15 protein-coding genes are annotated in these 18,497 nt (G+C 63.4%); all 15 read left to right on the top strand.

Annotated elements, in window-relative coordinates:
• Positions 1 to 243 precede the first annotated feature (243 nt).
• Positions 244 to 3,330 (top strand): Ig-like domain-containing protein, encoded by a 3,087-nt coding sequence (locus tag IFO71_RS09585; protein WP_192029414.1) that lies wholly within the window; start codon positions 244 to 246, stop codon positions 3,328 to 3,330.
• A 63-nt stretch (positions 3,331 to 3,393) separates the two neighbouring features.
• Positions 3,394 to 4,836 carry an AAA family ATPase gene (locus IFO71_RS09590; protein WP_192029415.1) on the top strand — a complete coding sequence of 481 codons (1,443 nt, stop codon included), beginning with the start codon at positions 3,394 to 3,396 and terminating at the stop codon, positions 4,834 to 4,836.
• Entirely contained in the window at positions 4,833 to 6,683 is a 1,851-nt protein-coding gene (locus IFO71_RS09595) for a pilus (MSHA type) biogenesis protein MshL (protein ID WP_192029416.1), read from the top strand. The genes IFO71_RS09590 and IFO71_RS09595 overlap by 4 nt, the downstream gene beginning before the upstream one ends.
• Positions 6,680 to 8,269: a tetratricopeptide repeat protein gene (locus IFO71_RS09600; RefSeq protein WP_192029417.1), complete on the top strand. Its 1,590-nt coding sequence runs from the start codon at positions 6,680 to 6,682 to the stop codon at positions 8,267 to 8,269. Before IFO71_RS09595 ends, IFO71_RS09600 begins: the two co-directional genes overlap by 4 nt.
• 121 nt (positions 8,270 to 8,390) lie before the next feature.
• Positions 8,391 to 10,106 carry a GspE/PulE family protein gene (locus IFO71_RS09605; protein WP_192029418.1) on the top strand — a complete coding sequence of 572 codons (1,716 nt, stop codon included), beginning with the start codon at positions 8,391 to 8,393 and terminating at the stop codon, positions 10,104 to 10,106.
• A complete protein-coding gene (locus IFO71_RS09610; protein ID WP_192029419.1) occupies positions 10,103 to 11,311 on the top strand; it encodes a type II secretion system F family protein in 1,209 nt (402 codons plus the stop codon). Before IFO71_RS09605 ends, IFO71_RS09610 begins: the two co-directional genes overlap by 4 nt.
• Positions 11,311 to 12,819, top strand: coding sequence for a hypothetical protein (locus IFO71_RS09615; protein ID WP_192029420.1), 1,509 nt, complete (start codon positions 11,311 to 11,313; stop codon positions 12,817 to 12,819). Before IFO71_RS09610 ends, IFO71_RS09615 begins: the two co-directional genes overlap by 1 nt.
• Positions 12,816 to 13,478, top strand: a complete 663-nt coding sequence (locus tag IFO71_RS09620; protein ID WP_192029421.1) for a hypothetical protein — start codon at positions 12,816 to 12,818, stop codon at positions 13,476 to 13,478. The genes IFO71_RS09615 and IFO71_RS09620 overlap by 4 nt, the downstream gene beginning before the upstream one ends.
• Positions 13,475 to 13,963, top strand: coding sequence for a hypothetical protein (locus tag IFO71_RS09625; RefSeq protein ID WP_192029422.1), 489 nt, complete (start codon positions 13,475 to 13,477; stop codon positions 13,961 to 13,963). The genes IFO71_RS09620 and IFO71_RS09625 overlap by 4 nt, the downstream gene beginning before the upstream one ends.
• Complete coding sequence (locus tag IFO71_RS09630; protein ID WP_192029423.1) at positions 13,960 to 14,793, top strand: hypothetical protein; 834 nt, start codon at positions 13,960 to 13,962, stop codon at positions 14,791 to 14,793. The genes IFO71_RS09625 and IFO71_RS09630 overlap by 4 nt, the downstream gene beginning before the upstream one ends.
• Positions 14,794 to 14,813: 20 nt before the next feature.
• Complete coding sequence (locus IFO71_RS09635) at positions 14,814 to 15,509, top strand: type II secretion system protein (RefSeq protein WP_192029424.1); 696 nt, start codon at positions 14,814 to 14,816, stop codon at positions 15,507 to 15,509.
• Positions 15,509 to 15,715 (top strand): hypothetical protein, encoded by a 207-nt coding sequence (locus IFO71_RS09640; protein ID WP_192029425.1) that lies wholly within the window; start codon positions 15,509 to 15,511, stop codon positions 15,713 to 15,715. Before IFO71_RS09635 ends, IFO71_RS09640 begins: the two co-directional genes overlap by 1 nt.
• 5 nt (positions 15,716 to 15,720) lie before the next feature.
• Positions 15,721 to 16,341 carry a response regulator gene (locus IFO71_RS09645; RefSeq protein WP_192029426.1) on the top strand — a complete coding sequence of 207 codons (621 nt, stop codon included), beginning with the start codon at positions 15,721 to 15,723 and terminating at the stop codon, positions 16,339 to 16,341.
• Complete coding sequence (locus IFO71_RS09650; protein ID WP_192029427.1) at positions 16,334 to 17,395, top strand: hypothetical protein; 1,062 nt, start codon at positions 16,334 to 16,336, stop codon at positions 17,393 to 17,395. Before IFO71_RS09645 ends, IFO71_RS09650 begins: the two co-directional genes overlap by 8 nt.
• A 136-nt stretch (positions 17,396 to 17,531) precedes the next feature.
• A complete protein-coding gene (locus IFO71_RS09655; RefSeq protein ID WP_192029428.1) occupies positions 17,532 to 18,173 on the top strand; it encodes a prepilin-type N-terminal cleavage/methylation domain-containing protein in 642 nt (213 codons plus the stop codon).
• Positions 18,174 to 18,497: the final 324 nt, after the last annotated feature.

Consider the following 18,497-nt stretch of genomic DNA (forward strand, 5'->3'; position numbering starts at 1 on the left):
GTCGAACCCACATGCAGGATACGCCGGACCCAGCCTTGAGGAAAAATTCCAAAGCGCCTCAAGTTGTGGACGCAAGCCTCGGATTTGCGAAGGATTTGTGATGGGTGCACTATGGCGGTGCTTTGTTTGTAAACACCGCAAAATGACGCAGAATGCGCCTTGACCGGATCGCTTCGAATCCGGCAGGGAAACTGGCGGCAGGGATCCCATCTCGCCGCCCAGAACATCGCGGGAGGCGAATCGATGCGATCAGCGGCTGGTGCACAGGTGGTGAAGCGTGCGCACGGATGGACGATAGGCTTGTTGTCCATGCTTTGCCTGTTGTTGGCCAGCTGCGGCAGCCCCAGCGGCGCGGGCAGCGGCGGCGGCGAGGGCCCCAGCACGCGCAAGATTCTGCAGATCAGCCTCAACCTGCTCGACAGCAGCGGCAATCCGACCACCTCGGTGGCAGCCGGCGGCAGCGCGCGAATCGAACTCAGCGCCAGCATTCGTACCATCGTCAGCAACAATGGCCGAACCACCAGCGATACCACGGCGGCGGCCAATGGCCTGATCATCGACCTGAGCAGCGAGGGTGCCAGCTTCGATCCCAGCAGCGGTCGCGTGCTGACCGGCAACGACGGTCGCGCCGTCGCCACCTTGCTGGCTGGCAACAGCACTGGTGCACAGGTGCTGTCGGCCCAGGCCAGCACCACCGACACCGGCAGCGCGGCGGTCAGCCTTAACTATCAGATCGTACGAACATCCGAGCCGCTGATCACGCTCAGCCTGGTCGACGCCAGCGCCCAGCTCACCAATACCTTGCGCGCCGGCCAGACGATCAGCGTTCGCGCCCTGGTCGAAGACGTCGTGTACGGCGCCGACGGCAGCATCACCTCACGCAGTCCACGCAGCGGCGCTGCCGTTACCTTCACCTCCGACGGCGGTCTGTTCGACCCGGCCAGCGGCACCGCCCTGAGTGATGGCAGCGGCCTGGCGCGGGTCAGCTTTCAGGCGGGTGTCAGCACCGGCGTGTTCAACATGACCGCCTCTGCCAGCCTCAGCGGCGCCACCCGCAGCGCGTCGACTGCCTATCAGGTCAGCGCCCCGCAACTGCTGCTGGGCAGCGGCAGCCCGTTCGTTGCCGGGCGACTCTCGGCTCCGGCCGGGGGTTCGGTACGTGCCGGCGAGCCGGTGCTGCTGCAGGGCGAAGTGCGCACCGCTGACGGCGCCCTGTTCACTATCCCGGTCGATGTCAACTTCACCAGCAGTTGCGCCAGCGTTGGCAGCGCCACCCTGCCGGCCAGCGCACGCAGCAGCAATGGCATCGTCACCGCGCAATACACCGCAGGTGCTGGCTGCGCCGGCCAGGACATCGTCAGCGCCGAGGCCTTGCTGCCCAGTCAGGTGTTGGGCGCGGAGGCCAGTATTACCCTGAATGTGCTGCCGCCCAGTCCCACCACGATTCGTTATCTGGACAGCGATGCCCAGCAGCTGGGCCTGCTTGGCCGCAGCAGCGCTGGCCGGCCCGACCGCGCCACCCTGCGTTTTCAAGTTTCCAACAACCAGGGCGTGGCGGCCCCCGGCGCCAGCGTCAGCTTTGCGGTGACCAGCAATGCCGGCGGCATCGGCTTGTTAAGCAGCTCCGCCATCAGCGATCAACTCGGCGTAGCCAGCGTGACCGTGTTGAGCGGCAGTCGTGCCACCAGTTTCCGCGTGATCGCAACCCTGCTGAGTCAGGGCGTCAGCGCGCAATCGGAGGTCATCACCATTTCCACCGGCACGCCCGATCAGGAATCGTTCTCGGCGGCCGTTTCCACCTTCAATATCGAGGGCTGGAACTTCGATGGCGTAGAAACCAGCCTGACCCTGCGCGCCGGCGACTTCTTCAACAACCCGATCGCCGATGGCAGCCGCGCCTTCCTGACCACCGAGGGCGGTGCAGTCGACCCGGTCTGCACCTTTGCCGGCGGCGTCTGCACGGTCACTCTGCGTTCGCAGAATCCGCGACCCAGCGACGGCCGCCTGAGCGTGTTGATGACCGTGCCGGGCGACGAGAGCTTTGTCGACCTGAACGGCAACGGACAGTTCGATTCGGGCGAGCCGTTCGACGATCTGGCCGAAGCCTTTCGCGACGACAATGAAGATGGCATCTATCAATCGACCGAACCGTTCAGCGATCGCAACGGCAATGGCGTGCGCGATCTCGGCAATGGCCTGTACGACGGCATCCTGTGCGGCTCCAGCGGCGGCTGTGTCAACAACTCATCAGTCGATGTACGGGCGCAACGGGTGCTGGTGTTTTCCACCAGCCCGGCCAGCATCGTGGTCACTCCATCGGTGATCAGCGTCGATGAGCTGACCCCGCAATTGATCGAGATTCTGATCAGCGATCAGAACGGCAACCTGCCGCCGGCTGGCAGCACGATCGAGATCAGCAGCACCAATGGCATCTTGCTCACGCCAGGCAATTTCGAAGTCGGCAATTCGAACGCCCGTGGGCCGCTGCGACTGCTGGCGCAGATCGTGGGCGATGGCCAGGCGTCCAGTGGCATTCTGAATATCAACCTGACCACGCCGCTGGAAATCACCACCAACCGACAGATCAGCGTCAACGATTTCTCGATCTGCGACAGCCTGCCGGCACCGCTGCCGCCGGGCTGCGACTCTGGCGATGTGGAAATCGGCTCGCTGACCGTGACGCCGCTTGACGTCATCGTTCAGCCCAATGACACCGATCGGGTGGTGAACCTGAGTGTTGGGGTGTTTGCCGGCAGCGGCAGCACGGCGCGACCGTATTTCGGCATCACGCCGACCATCGTGTGCCTGCCCAATCAGGGCGCCAATGGCATGGTGATCACGCCAGCTGCCACTTATTCGGCCACCAACTCCGGCGGCCAGACCACCATCCCGGTCACCATCAATGCCACGGCATTGCCGAGCGGAACGGTGACCTGCACCGTGCGCGCCGGTGAACAATCGGAGTCGACCATCTTCCGGGCGGCGCCGCTGACCGTTTCCCAGCTGGTCCTCAACCCGACCGATTTCGCGGTGACTGCCAATCAGTCCGATCTCACCCTTAACCTGCAGGTGGTACTGTTGGCCGACGCCGGCGGCGGCGCCACGGTGCCGGTGGCCGGCGTGATTCCGCAGGTCACCAGCTGCTCACAGGGCAGCGCAAGCGGATTCTTTGTCCTGCAACCCGCCCCCGAGGCCATCCAGCCGACCAATTCGCAAGGACTGAGCGTGCTGGCCTTTGTGGCCAACAGCGGCGCCACGCCAAGCGGCGTGTACAGTTGCACCATCGCCGCCGGCAGCCTGACCGCCACCGTCACCTTCACCGGACAATGAGACACGCCATGTCGAGCCAGGCGATGACCGGCAGGAGCGGGCGAACACAGGGAGGAACACTCCATGACCTCACTCTATAACGAGCATTTCGGTCTCAACGAAGCGCCGTTTTCGATCACCCCGAACCCGCATTTCTTCTTTGCCGGGTCGGGTCGCGGCTCAATGCTGGAAGCACTGCGCTATGCCTTCGCCTCTGAAGAGGGCATCGTCACCGTGATTGGCGAGGTCGGTAGCGGCAAGACCATGCTCTGTCGCATGCTGCTCGATGAGCTACCCGACGACATCGACGCCATCTACCTCGGCAACCCATCGTTCTCCCGCAACGAAATTCTCGATGCCATCGCCCATGATCTCGGCGTGTCCGCCGGCAGCGCGCCGACCCGTATCGACGCTTTGAACGCGGAGTTGATCCGGCGCTATGCCGATGGCCGCCGGGTGGTGCTGCTGATCGATGAAGCCCACGCCATGCCGCGCGACTCGCTGGAAGAAGTGCGTTTGCTCTCCAACCTGGAAACCAGCGAACACAAGCTGCTCAATATCATTCTGTTTGGACAGCCGGAACTTAACCAGCTATTGGCGCAGAATGATCTTCGACAGTTGCGCGAACGCGTGGTCCAGCGCTTTGAACTGGGCCCGCTGCCGAAATCCGAGATTGCAGACTATCTGGCATTTCGGCTGCGCGCCGCCGGCCATCGGGATTCCTTTCCGTTCGCGCCGCCTGCCGTTGCCCTGATCGCCCGCTGCTCAGAGGGCATCACCCGCCGAATCAATATTCTGGCCGACAAGGCCCTGTTGTCGGCGTTTGCCCGCAACACGCGCAAGGTCGAGCGCGAGGATGTCGAGCGCGCCGCCCGCGATGCCGGGCTGGTGGCGCCAAGGAAGCGTGAGTGGAAACCTCTGGCGCAGGCGGCAGCCGTGCTGCTGGCCATTGGTGCCGCGTTTGGCCTGGGCAGAATGGGCGGCGCTGACAGCGAGGCCAGTCGACCCGGCGCGCCGAATGCCGCAGTGCCGAGCGCGGTGCAAGAGCAGTCGACCGAGCCTGCGCCAGCACCTGCCCCGGCCGTCGTCGTCGACACGTCGCGCAATGAGTTGATTGCCGAAGCGGCCCAGCCGGCAGCCTCGCCCGCGACTGTGACTGCGCCCGCCGCAAGCGCGGACTTTCTTGCCGACGGCCATCTGCTGGCCAGCGCCGAGCGCGATCTGCGCCACTGGATCGGGCATGACAACGCCGGCTACACACTGCAAATCGCTACCATGCGCACGCAGAACGAAGCCCAGGCCGAGGATGAACTGCGCCGTCTGGTGCAGTCGGTGCCCGATCAGGCAGTGCGAGTACTGCGCCGACCACAGTCAAACGGACAGTTATTCATCTTCTTCCTCGGTGATTTCGCCTCCAATGCCGATGCGCAGCAGGCGATCGCGCGCCTGCCGGATAACCTGCGCACCAATCAGCCCATCGTGCGATCGCATAGCGCGGTCAGAGCCGGAGCCAGCCCGACCTCATGAAACCACAGCCGCTCGCCTTCGCCCTCGCCTGCAGCCTGCTCGGCGCCTGCGCCCATCAACCGCTGGATGTCGATCGCGCCCACATTACGCGGGACAACACCGCCACGGCTGTGGTGCCCGCCGACATTCCGGCGCCGGTGATGCAATCAGCCACCTTGCCGCCGCCGCGCGACCTGCCCCCGGTGGAGACCTACAACGTGGTGGTGAACGGGGTTCCGGCCGGCGAGCTGTTGTTCGCCCTGGCCCGCGACGCCAATCTTAACGTCGATGTTCACCCAGGCATTGCCGGCACGGTGACCTTGAATGCGCTGGATCAGACACTGCCGCAGATTCTTGACCGCATCAGCGAGCAGGTCGACCTGCGCTATGAGTTGCGCGACGGCACGCTGAGTGCTCGGCCCGACACGCCGTATCTGCACCTGTACAAGGTCGACTACCTGAACATGGCCCGCAATGCCTCGAGTACGGTATCGATCGCCACGCAGGTCGCAGCACCGGGCGGCGTCAGTGGCGAAAGCTCCACCGAGCTGAACAACAATTCCTCTACCCTGCTGGAAAACACCTCGAATAACCGCTTCTGGGAAACCCTGGTCAGCAATATCACCGACATTCTGCGCGAAACCGACAAGGTGATCGTCGAGGGTGCCGAGAATCCAGCGCAAGCCGCGGCCGCTGCCTCGGCCTTTGACCAGACCGCCGCGGCAATCAATCAGCAGAACGCCGCCGGCCAGGCGGCGGCCAGTGCCACCGTACCAGTCGCCGTGGCACCGCTGAGCGCCACCTATCGCGAAGCGGCTTCGGTGATTTCGCACCCGGAAACCGGCACCCTGGCGGTGCGCGCCACAGCCCGCCAGCATCGCTTGATCAGGCAGTATCTCGACCAGTTGATCGACAATGCCCAACGCCAGGTGCTGATTGAAGCAACGGTGGTCGAAGTCGAACTCAAGGACGGCTATCAGCAAGGCATCAACTGGGACCTGCTGCGAGCCAGCAACTCGCGCTTCCAGCTGACCCAGGCGCCCAGTGGCGGCGACAGCCTGACCTTGCCCGGCGGCGCGCCGACCTCGGCCCTGACGCCAGCGCTGGGCGTGATCAGCCATGCCGGCGCTCTTGGCAGCACCGATGTCAGCGCCAGCATCCGCCTGCTGGAGTCATTTGGTCGCACCAAGGTGTTATCCAGCCCCAAGATCAGCGTACTTAACAATCAGACCGCCCTGATCAAGGTGGTCGACAACCTGGTCTACTTCACCCTCACCTTGACCACCCAGCGCGGCGAGAGCTCAAGCGGCGGCGGCTTTACCGACATCACAGTAACCTCTGAGCCGACCACGGTGCCGGTAGGTTTCCTGATGAACGTGACGCCGCAGGTCGGTGATGACGGTCGGGTGACCCTTAACCTGCGGCCCACCATCTCGCGGCTGGCGCGCTACGTCGAAGACCCGGCGGTGGCCCTCAGTCTCGCCTTGGCACGCGGATTCGACGGCGACATCCCCGAGGTGCAGGCGCTGGTGCCGGAAATCCAGACCCGCGAAATGGAGTCGATCATCACCATTCGTGACGGCCAGACCGCCGTGCTCGGCGGCCTGATGCGTGACCAGAGTGACCGCAACAGCGATGCTGTACCGGGGCTGGGTCGCCTGAAGGGGGTCGGCAACCTGTTCAAGTACCGCAACGACGTGGGCAGCAAGAGTGAGCTGGTGATCTTCCTGCGCCCCACCATCATTCGCGACCCGAGTCTGCAAGGGGATTATCGTGGTCTGGCCGATCGCTTGCCCGGCGCCGATTTCTTTGACTCGCAGGATCTTCCGCTGGGCGAACAACGCCGGGCCGGAGAAAAGTCACCGTGAGTCTGCTGATCGAAGCGCTGAAGCAGGCGCAGGCGCGCAAGAAGCCGAAGCAGGATTCGGCCGATGCGGCTGCCCGACAGGAGGGCGATGCTCTCGCTCCTGAACACAGCGTTTCGCCCGAGCCGGAACAGAACAAGGACACGACCAAACCGACGATCAGTGCCCCCCGTCCGAACACGCCTGCGATCCCGACCAGCAGCGAGCTCAGCCTGGAACCGGCGCCGCCCGCCGAGCCGAACACAAGCGGCGACACACTCAGTCTGGAGCCGAGTCCGTTGCCAGACGGCGAGCCACCAGCCACAACGCACGCCGATCCGCCGAGCGCCGTCACCGACGACAGCGACGATGACGTACCCAAGCCAGCGCCCACCGCGGCAGCGATCGGCAGCCCGTCCAGCGCTGCTGAGTCGAGCGCCGCACCGGCGGAAAGCGCTGCTGTGCCGGCGTCTGCCAAGGGCGGGCTGCGCACCGGCATGGAAGGTACGGCATCGCCACAGCAAACCGCCAAGGCCCTGCTTGATGCAGCCAGGTCCGAGCGTCTGGTACGCCAGCGGGCCGCGCAATCACCGGCCGGCAAGATTCTGCTCTGGACCGGCCTGCTAGCCATTCCGCTCGTCCTGGCGGGGGCCTACTGGTACTTCAGCCAGTCCAGCAGTTCGATCAATCTCGCGTCCACGCCGGCAGCCAGCGACCTCGCAGAACCCGCCCCGCCCACGGAGGAGGCGCTGAACGAGGGCAGCGAGAGCGCGCCTGTCGCGCCGCTGAGCAATGAAGCCAGCGCGCTCGATGTGTTCAATCAGGAGCTGGTGGTGCCGACGGAACAAGCAGTTCAGGCCGGAGTGAACGAGGCCGCTGAAACGATCGCCGAGCTGATCGGCGAACCGGCCAAACCCGCTGAGCCGGAGCTGCCCCCAGCGCCAACGCCGGCAGCCTTCACCCAGCCCACCATCAGCATCGAAAAGCGCGATCTGGCGCAACCGATTCTGCACAAGGTCGAGCACCCCGGCGCGCCCCTGCAGGAGGCCTATGCGGCCTTGAACCGTGGTGACCTGGAACGCGCCGAGCGCCTGTATCGGCAAGCACTGGCACGCGCGCCACGCCATCCGGATGCTTTGCTCGGGCTGGCCAGCATCGCCGAACGGCGCGGCCTGACCGAAGTGGCTCAGCGCCGCTATCGCGAAGTGTTGCACTCTGATCCCGGCAACCCGATCGCGCTGTCGGCCGTGCTGGCCGGCCTGCAGGCCGACCAGCTGCCCGGCGCGGAAAGCGAACTGCGCATCGCCATCAGCCGCCACCCCGATCACGCCGCGCTGTACTTTGCCCTGGGCAACCTGATGACGCAGCGGCAGCGCTGGTCGGAAGCGCAACAGGCCTATTTCGAAGCAGCGACGCGCGCGCCCTCCAACCCGGATTACGCCTTCAATCTCGCCGTCACCCTGGACCGCCTGGCCAAGCCGGATCTGGCGGCGCGCTTCTACCGCCAGGCGCTGCAGCTGGCAGAAAGCGGGCCCGCGGCGTTCGCGCCGGAAACGGCTCAGCGGCGCTTGGCAGCGCTGGAAGCACACGCTGCAGGAGCGCAGCGATGAACCTCAGAAGCCGCAAGCCGATACGGTGCGCCTCGGGCTCACCTTCGTGGCGCCAGCCAGCCTCGGTCGGTATGTTCAAGACGCACCCTATGCAATGTCGACACAGCAGCGGGGCCTCGCCATGAATGCCGTAGCCGCGCCGCGCAAACGCCGCCTGGGCGATGAACTCTTAGCTCAGGGTTTGATCACCAGCGATCAGCTGAAGATCGCCTTGTTTGAGCAGAACCGGCTGAAGAAGCCGCTGGGCGAGGTTCTGGTCACGCTTGGCTTCCTCACCGAGAACACGCTGCGCGAGGCGCTGTCGGAAAACCTCGGCTTTGAAGCGATTTCGCTCGGCGACATCCTGGTCGACCGCGAAGCTCTGCTGCTGATCCCGAAGGAATCGGCGCGCCGCCACACCCTGTTCCCGGTCAGTCTGGATCGCCAGACCCGCCAACTCACCATCGCGATTTCCGACACCAACAACATCATCGCGATGGATCAGACACGTGCCCTGCTGGGTGACAAGGCCGAGCCGATCTGGCGTCTGGCCTCCAGTGGCGAAATTCTGCGTGCCATCGAGCAGTACTACGGCCACGAGCTCTCGATCGACGGCATCCTGCACGAAATCGAAACCGGCGAAGTCGATTTCACCAGCCTGTCGGCCAGCGATGCCAGCGAGTACAGCCACCCGGTGGTGCGTCTGGTCGACGCCATTCTTGCCGACGCCGCCCTGCTCGGCGCCTCCGACCTGCACTTCGAGCCCGAATCCTCCTTTCTGCGCATCCGCTATCGCGTAGACGGCGTGTTAAGACAGGTGCGCGCCCTGCACTCGCGCTACTGGCCGGCCATGCTGGTGCGCTTGAAGATTCTGGCCAACATGAACATTGCCGAGAATCGTGCACCGCAGGATGGCCGCATCTCGCTGGTATTGGCCGGGCGCGAGTTCGACTTCCGTGCTGCGGTACAGCCGACCATCCACGGCGAGAATTTCGTCGTACGTATTCTCGATCGGAAGAAAGGCATCGTGCCGATCGATTCACTGGGCATGCGCGACGATCAGCTGATGCTGCTCAAGCTGATGCTGTCTCGACCGGAGGGCATCCTGCTGGTGACCGGCCCCACCGGCAGCGGCAAGACCACGACCCTGTATTCCATCCTCAATTATCGCAACAGCGAGCAGGTCAACATCATGACCCTGGAGGATCCGGTCGAGTATTCGATTCCGATGATCCGCCAGACCGCGGTCAGCGAAGCGGCCAAGCTCGGCTTCGCTGATGGCATTCGATCGATGATGCGCCAGGATCCCGACATCATCCTGGTCGGTGAGGTACGTGACCGGGACACCGCTGAGATGGCTTTCCGTGCGGCCATGACCGGCCATCAGGTATTCAGCACCCTGCACACCAATTCGGCGGTTCGTTCGATTCCGCGCCTGCTTGATCTCGGCATCGACCCCGAGGTGATCGCCGGCAATGTGATCGGCATCGTCGCGCAGCGACTGATCCGCAAGTTATGCACGCACTGCAAGCAGATGTATGTCGCCGAACCGGTGGAGAAAACCCTGCTCGGGGTCGACGACGAAGAAGATCTGGTGCTGTATCGGGCGGTGGGCTGCGAGCACTGTGGCGTCACCGGCTACCGCGGCCGTGTCGCCATCGTCGAGGCACTGAAGTTCGATGCTGGCATGGACGAATTGATCGCCCGTCGCGCCACCCTGCGCGATCTCACCGACTATGCGCTGGCCAATGGCTTCTCGCCGATCTCCGATGACGGCCTGCGGCGGGTACGTGAGGGCCTGACCACCATCGACGAAGTAGCCCGCGTGATCGATCTCACCGAACTGGTGAATCGATGAGTGTATTCAAGTATCGCGCAGTCGCCGAGGACGGCCGGGTAATCACCGGTCAGGCCGATGCGCTGAACGTGCCGGAACTGGAGTCGCGCCTGAGTCGCATCGGGCTGAGCCTGATCCGCGCCGACCAGCTGAAGTCAGCAGGCTTGGGATTGTTTCGTGGTCGCAAGGTCAAATCGCGCGAACTGATCAATTTCTTCTTCCATATGGATTCGCTGATTCGTGCTGGCGTTCCGATCATGGATGCCCTGGCCGATCTGCGTGACTCGGCAGAATCGCTGGCGATGCGCGAAATGTCCGGCGGCCTTCGCGATCGCATCGAAACTGGCTCGGCGCTGTCCGATGCCATGGCTGCCTATCCGGAGAACTTCAGCAAGCTGGTGATCGGCCTGGTCCGCGCCGGCGAGGTCGCCGGCAAGTTGCCCGACGTGCTGGCCGAAATCACCGCCAGCCTGAAATGGCAGGATGAGCTAGCCGCCCAATTGAAGAAGGTGATCATGTATCCCGCCTTCGTTGGCGTGGTGATCACCGGCGTGGTGATCTTCCTGATGACCTATCTGGTACCGCAGCTGGTGGCCTTCATCCAGAACATGGGGCACGACATTCCCCTGCACACCAAGGCACTGATTGCAACCTCCGACTTCATCCGCGCCTACTGGCACCTGATCTTCACTCTTCCGGTGGTGGCGGTGCTGATGATCCGCCAGCTCGCCAAGACGCGGCGGAGTGTCAGGTTAAGACTGGATCGGATGTGGTTGCGCCTGCCGATGATTGGCGATCTGATCAGCAAGGTGATACTGGCCCGCTTCGCCAATACCTTCGGTCTGATGTACGCCTCTGGCTTCACCATCATCGAAGGCTTGCGCTATTGCGAAGAGGCCGCCGGCAATCTGGAAGTGGCCGACGGTATCGCCATGGTGCGCAACCTGATCAGTCAGGGCGTGCCGGTCAGCGAGGCCTTCGCCACCGTCGGGCTGTTCCCGCCCCTGGTGCTGCGGATGATCAAGGTCGGCGAACACACCGGCAACCTCGACGATGCCCTGAAGAATGTCAGCTATTTCTATTCGCGCGACATCGCCGACTCGGTGGCCCGCATCCAGGTGATGATCGAGCCGGTCATGACCGTGGTCATGGGCTTGATCCTGGGCTGGATCATGCTTTCGGTGCTGGGGCCGATTTACGACACCATCTCGAAGATTAGAACCTGATGCGGCAAGGACTGCTCTATCTCAGCTCCGAGGCCGAGCTCCTCTATGAGGTGGCCGGCGGCTTTCATCGGGTCGACTTTGACACTCGGTTCAATCGACTGACCGTGGTGGCCGATTTTGTCGAAGAAGCGCTCACCCGGGTGGCACTGCCGAAGATGAGCGGTCGCGACATGAGCGCCCTGGTCGAACGACGACTGCAACAGGAATTCCGCGAAACCGCCTATCGCGACGCCCACAAACTCGGGCCCGGCAAGGCCGAGAAGACCCTTGAATACCTGTTTGTCGGTTTGCCGGTGGCGCAGCGCATCGATCGACTGCTGAAGCCGCTGGTCGATCAAGGCTGTGCGGTCGAGGCCGTCGTACCGGTTTCCGCCCTGGTGGCGCACTGGATCAAGAAGGCCAGACAGGCTGAAACGCAGCGCTTGATCGTGCTACCAACACCCGCGGGCATACGTCACGTGTTCGTCGAGCGCGGCCAGGCGGTGCTGTCGCGTCTGACCAATACCAGCACCCAACAGCAAGAGCCGCTCACCGCTGCGGTCGACGAGCTCGGGCGCACGGTGCAATACTTGTATAACGCTCGACTGATTGAACGTGGCGTTTCGTTGCCGACCTGGGTCTGGGGCAACGATGATGTATCAAAGGCGCTGCAGCGCCGTGAGGTGTCCGGCATCATCTTTGAGGACAGCCCGCAGGCCACTGGACTGCAAGATCCAGCCAGCCTTGGCTTGCAGGCACTGTTCGCACTGGCGGTACGCGATGCCGGCCCAATTCAGCTGGCGCCGCCGACGGTACGATTGCATCACTACGCACGCCGCTTGCGCAATTATCTCAGCGCCGGAACTGCAGCGGCGGTGATCGCCTTGCTGGCGCTATCCGCCTGGACCCTGGGCGACAGCTACCAGGCGCGCTCCAAGGCCAACGAGCTGGAGCAGCTGAGAACGCAACTGTCAGCTCAGGCCGAGCAGCTTCGCGGCACCGTCGAAGGCGCGACGACCTCCGCCGACAACGTGCGCGAGTCCATTCTGAGTTTCGAGCACGAAATCGAAAAGGCACCGTCGATGACCGAATGGCTGGTGGCGGTGAGTCGAGGCTTCGATGTCGCGCCCGCCTTTCAACTGAACAGCCTGACCTGGCGCACCGAGTCGTCCTATGACAACGACGACAGCGGCATCGGCGAGGCGGCGGACTGCCCCAAGGCGTATGTCGCCGGTGCGGACACTGGCTTACCGATTGAGCCCGGCGAGCGACGCACCGGACTGTTGCTTTCGGGCACCGTCGATCAGGCACTCAGTCTGCGCGAAGCACTTGGTGAGCGGCAGCGATTCGAGCGCGCTTTGAGTCTGTTCCCAGACTTCGAACTCAATGCCCAGGAAACCCCAATCGATATCAGCGGAGGGGGCGCGATTCGCGGCAGCAGCGGCGCCAGCGAAGACGTGCGCTTTTTTGACTACTGCGTCACCGACCGCAAGCCCAATAGCGACCCGGCGGAGGCGATCCCGCAATGAGCGGATTCGGCCAGCTACTGCAAGCGCAACATCGCGGATTGATCAAGCGTCACGCGATCATCTGTGCTGTGCTGGTGATCATCGCAGCGGCGATCTATTTCGCGCTCACCTGGCAGCGCGACCACGCCCTCATCAACCAGCAGCAGACAGAATCCATGTTAAGTGAGGCACAAGCCGAACTTTCGTCGTTCGAGGAAGCCAAGCTGGAGCTGGACCGCAACCTCGGTCGTTATCAGGGGCTGGCAGCCACCGGGTTCATCGGCAGCGGCGATCGCATCGCCTGGGCCGAGGCCCTGTTAAGCTTGCAACGCGAGCTTGATCTGCCGGAGCTCAGTTTCGAGCTGGCAGCGCAAAAGCCGCTGTCAGAAACGCCGGTCGATCCGGCCCTGGAGAGCTACGGCGACGTGGCGCAAGCCACGCATGGACGCTTCGCGCACGACATGCGAATCCGCTCCAAAGGCATGCACGAACTCGACCTGCTGCGCTTGATCGAAGGCCTGCGCGCCAAGCAAGTCGGCTTTTTTCGAGTCAATCAGTGCCAGCTGAGCCGGGTATCAGGGGAAAACGGGCTGAACGTCGATTGTGCCTTGCGCTGGATCACGTATGTGCCGGCGCCAAGAGCGGGTGACCTGCCGGCCGAGGAGGCAGACGCCCTATGATCGAGCATCGTCTGAACTCTCTGTTAGCGCTGAGTCTAATGATCACCGCAGGAGCCGCATTTTCGCAGTCGGCCAGCGCTGCCGATCAAGCGACGCAGTTCAATCCCGAGCAGCTGGGTCGACTGTTCTTCAGCCCGGAGCAACGCACCGACATCGAACGCACTCGCTCGCAGCCGATCGACAGCGCGGCGGGCGGCAGCCAGAGTGAAGTGCCGGTACTGACCGAGGCGCCGCCTGCCCTGATCCGCTTCGACGGTATTGCGCACCGGCCGCAGCGCAGTGCGGTGATCTGGATTAATGGACGCGCCTTGGAGGAAGAGTCAGCGCTGTATCGCTATCGCCTGCATATCGACGCTGGCGCCCTGGTGCTGACCGACCAAACGGGCCAGCGCTTCCGTCTGTCGGTCGGTCAGCTGTTTGATATGGACCGAGGCGCTATTCTCGACACCGTGCCCCCGAATGCAGTTGAGGTGGCAAGACGATGAGAATCCGTACGCAGCGTGGAGCTGCTCTATTGGCCCTGGTACTGATCACGGTGCTGGGACTGATCGCGTTCCTGGTCAGCGATCTGGTCCGCCACAACCCCAAGCGAGTCGCCGAGCGCTCAGCCAATGAGAAGCTGGGCCAGGCCAGGGAGGCGTTGATCGGTCATGCCAGTCGCGCCTGGTGCGCAGGCACCGGCAATCAGGCACTGCCCTACTTGCCTTGTCCGTCTGGCATTGACGGCCAAGCGCCCGCCTCCTGTCCCGGCACGGCAATCAACCGCTTGCCATGGTCGACCATCGGTACCGGCCCACTGACCGATGCCGCGGGAGAGTGTTTCTGGTTCGAGCGCGGCGGAACCACTGCTGTGGTCTATGCGCCGGGTGCCGCCGAAGGTGGGCAGAGCCGCAATCCGGCCGCTGGCGGCCTCTGCAGCAGCGGCAGTCAGGCCAGCTTTCTTGAACTCGGCGTTCCGACCAGCAATGACATACGGTTGACGATAACGGAGAGCGATATTCCGAAACCGACCGCCTGCCGCCCGCCAGGCGGACCAGGAGTACCTGGGAACGGCAATCCCGCCTGCCAGGCTGCTCGCGACGTATTTCTCAGCTATCTGGTGTTCAGCCCCTCACCCGGCGCCAACAACTGTCGGACCACCGGCAACAACTACCGACAGGAGTGCATCGACGCCGCCGCCGCCATCAACAATGCATCGCCGGCCTGTTCCTCCCAGTGCGTCAACGCTGCCAACGCGGCCATGTCTGCTGCGTGTCGACAGAACTTTCAGGGCGCCAGCTGTCGCAACATCGAAACTGATTTCGGCGGTTGCTGATGGCCAGCCAAGGTGATTCCATGAGTGCAACGCGTACCTCAACTGCCGGTTTCACCCTGTTGGAGATGGCAGTGACCCTGGCCATTGTTTCCATTCTGCTGGGCGGACTTCTGCTGACGCTGGGTGCGCAGCAAGATCTGGCTCGAGATAGGGAAACCCGCATCCTGCTGACACAAGCGCGTGATGCCCTGTACGGGTTCGCCATGCAGAACGGCAGATTGCCCTGCCCGGCGGATGTGGGCACTGCCAGCACCGGCGTCGAACGCCCTGCGACTGCGGCGGGATGTGGAGGGGGCGGCGTGCATGGTGTGCTGCCCTGGGCAACCCTCGGCCTGCCCGAAGGAGACGACTGGGCACGCCGTTTCACTTACAGCGTCACCCCGGCATTTGCCAGACAAGTGCCTGCCCTACCCGCTCGCTCCGCCTTCACGCTGACCGATGTTGGCAACATCTCGATTCGTCGCCGCGGCGGAACGGAGATCTTGATCGACAATGCACCGGCGATCATCGTCTCGCACGGCCCCAATGGGTGGGGGGCACGCAGCGTGGGTGGCGGCACCATAACCAATTCATCCGACCCTGATGAGCAGGAAAACAGCGACGCAGACTTTGTGTTCCGTGATGATCTGCGCGCCGAGGACTATGACGACATGGTCGAATGGGTGGTGCCGGCGATCCTGATGAATCGTATGGTGCAAGCAGGCCGACTGCCCTGATGAGCCTGCATCCGTTGCGGCGACGACGGCATCCGGCCTGGCGCTGGAGCGTGCTTGCGACCGGGCTACTGATCATTGCCGCGGGCTACTACACCTTGGCGGTATCGCCGGATGTTTCCAGTGCCGAAGCCAGCGACGCCGCTTTCCGCGGCATCGGCCTGGTGATTGGAGGCAGTGTGGTGGCCCTGATCAGCCGCTTCCTGTAGATGCCATGAACTCGACTGGCACACCAACCAAACTGCTGGTAGTGGATGATGATCCGTCGCTGTTGCAGCTGTTGGCGTTGACCCTGCAACAGGCCGGGTTTCAGGTCTACACCGCAGAGTGCCGGGACGATGCCCTGGAGATTGCCAGGGCTGAGCCCGACATTCAGATCGCCCTGTGCGATCTCGGCCTGCCACCGCGGCCCAATGAGATCACCGAAGGGATTCACCTGGTCGAACAGCTGTTGATGCAACGGCCAGATATGAAGGCCATCGTGATCACCGGCCAGGATCAGGAATCGGCGGCTCTGGCCGCGATTCGCGCCGGCGCCTTTGACTTCCTGGCCAAGCCGGTACAGGCGGTGCAGATTCGCGCCGCGGTCGATCGGGCACAATTGTTCGCCAGCAAGGAAGCCACTCTGCGCGATGCCGGCGAATCACGCATCACCATCGCCACCCGGGTCGACGAAGGCATCCGCGAAGCCGGTGAGGCCGCCGAAGAGCGACTGTTGCGACAGGTGCTGGCCGACACCGGCTTCAATGTGGCCGAGGCATCGCGCCGCTTGGGGCTGCAGCGGGAAAACCTCTATTACTTCATGAAGAAATACGGCATCAAACGCGATGCTTGAGTGGCTGGCCTTTGCCCTGGTGCTGACTGGACTGGCCGTAGTGGTCAGTGTGCAGGTATTGCGAGTGGAAGCTCGACGCTATGTGCGCCGCGCTGCCGAACTGATCGCGCTGCGTGAACAGGCCGGCGTCGATGCATTGCTTTGGTTCGAACTCGCCAAGCCGGTGCTGCAAAGAATGCCGATCATCGGTCTGCGCTATCGCGGCGAATGGTACGGTAGCCAAGTCCATGGCGGTTGGGGCGACCAGCAGGGCGAACGCCGCCAGCGTCGCTTGCAGGTCGGTGATATGCAACTGGACATCGACTGGCATCTGCAGCCCAGCCGCGGTGAACGGCGCCCAATGCGCGAAGGTGTGTTGGCCGTGTTCGAACTGCTGGTGGAGCAGTCGATGATGGGCAAGGCGCAGGCGGTATCCGCGGCCCTGGCGCAGCAGGCCGAGCTCTCGCTCTATCTTCAACATGACGTCAAGAATCTTGCCCAATGGGTATTGCTGGCCACCGATCAGCTGCTGGAGGCTGATCCTTCGAACTTGGCTGAGGTGGCCGGATTGCTGCGCTCAAGTGCCGAAATCGCACGACGCAAGGCCGAAGGCCTGGCCAAGCAGCTGAGCGATAGGCAAACCCCGGAACCCTTGCTGCGCGAACTCGACTTACTGAGCGAAGCGCAGATCTACGCCGGATTTCATGGCTTTCATCTTGAGCTCCCCAGCAACGGCCCGCGTTTTCGGCTGGCGAAACTGGCGGTCGAGCGCTGCCTCGATGGCCTGTTCGCCCACCTCGCCAATTGGGCGACAGGGGCCGATATCAGGGTGAGATTGCGGCCAGAAGCGCAGGGCGTCTGCGTTTCCATCTGCGTGGCTCGGCTGCCACCGATCACCATCGAACGACTATTCGAACCCCTGCTCAGCGACGCGGCGGGCGGCATGGCGCTGTTTCAGGCACGCCTGGCCGCCCAGGCAGCGGGTGGCGAATTGATCGCCGCGCTGGAATCGAACGGCATCGAGTACCGCTTGTGTTTGCCCTTGCCCTCGGCCACGTCGGCAAACGAAGCGTGAACTGGCTCACAAAACCCGATAAATCAAAGCGTTTGGTGCCAAACCTGTAAATTTTCTGCACTCCCCGGGCTTGACCTGAGGCCCTAACCTGCAGCCACGGTTCACTCCGGCCCCAATCGTTCAAAGGACTCGCACTATGAAGCGTCAGCAATCCGGTTTCACCCTGGTGGAAATCGCCATCGTTCTGGTCATCATCGGCCTGCTGCTGGGCGGCATCCTGAAAGGCCAGGAATTGATCGAGAATTCCCGCGTCACCAATGCGGTGAACGACATCAACGGCCTGAAGGCGGCCTATAACGCCTACCTCGACCGCTATCGCCGCATCCCGGGCGACGACAACTCCTTCACCACCCCGCTGCGCGGCAGCGAGTGGACCGGCGTGACCGCTGGCGGTGGCAATGGCGTGCTGAATATCACGGCCGGCCAGACCTTCAGCGGCGCCGGTGAGAGCACGGCCTTCTTCCAGCAGCTGCGTGCCGCCGGCTTTATCTCGGGCGACAAGACAGAAACCGGCGCCGCCGTGGTGCCGCAGAACTCCTGGGGCGGCAAGACCGGCGTCACCAATGCCGCCGTGCAGGGCTACGTCGCCGCCACCAAGCTGATCTGCCTCAGCAATGTGCCGGGCAAGGCTGCGATCGCCATCGACAACCGTCTTGACGACGGCCTGTCCAATAGCGGCAGCGTGCGCTCAACTCAGGGTGCCAATGTCACCAATCCGGGCGCCGCCGCCGGCAACTACTCGGAAGACAACAGCTACACCGTCTGCGCACAGCTGTAATGCCATAACACGCGGCTTCGCCGCGATCAGCAGCATCGTCAAGGGCCCTTCGGGGCCCTTGTTGTTTTGGCCTGCCGGCCTGCAGACTACTTGTCTTTCCGAACCGAAAGACAGTCGCCATAAAGCCCCTACCCAGGAACCTCGCTATGCGAGGCCCCTGGGCAGGCAAAGATCGGCTCCCTAACCCGGATATTTCATGAAGGGGCGCGGATGATCACCGAGGACTTTGCGTCGAGTGCAAGGCGCGACGAGCCCAAGTGGTGGGCCCACTTGGGCGAGATCGGGACGCAGTCCCGCGTAGCTGCGACAGCAGCCGACCGAGCG

Origin of the sequence: Pseudomarimonas arenosa, from assembly GCF_014841215.1 — a bacterium.
Lineage (GTDB): Bacteria > Pseudomonadota > Gammaproteobacteria > Xanthomonadales > Xanthomonadaceae > Pseudomarimonas > Pseudomarimonas arenosa.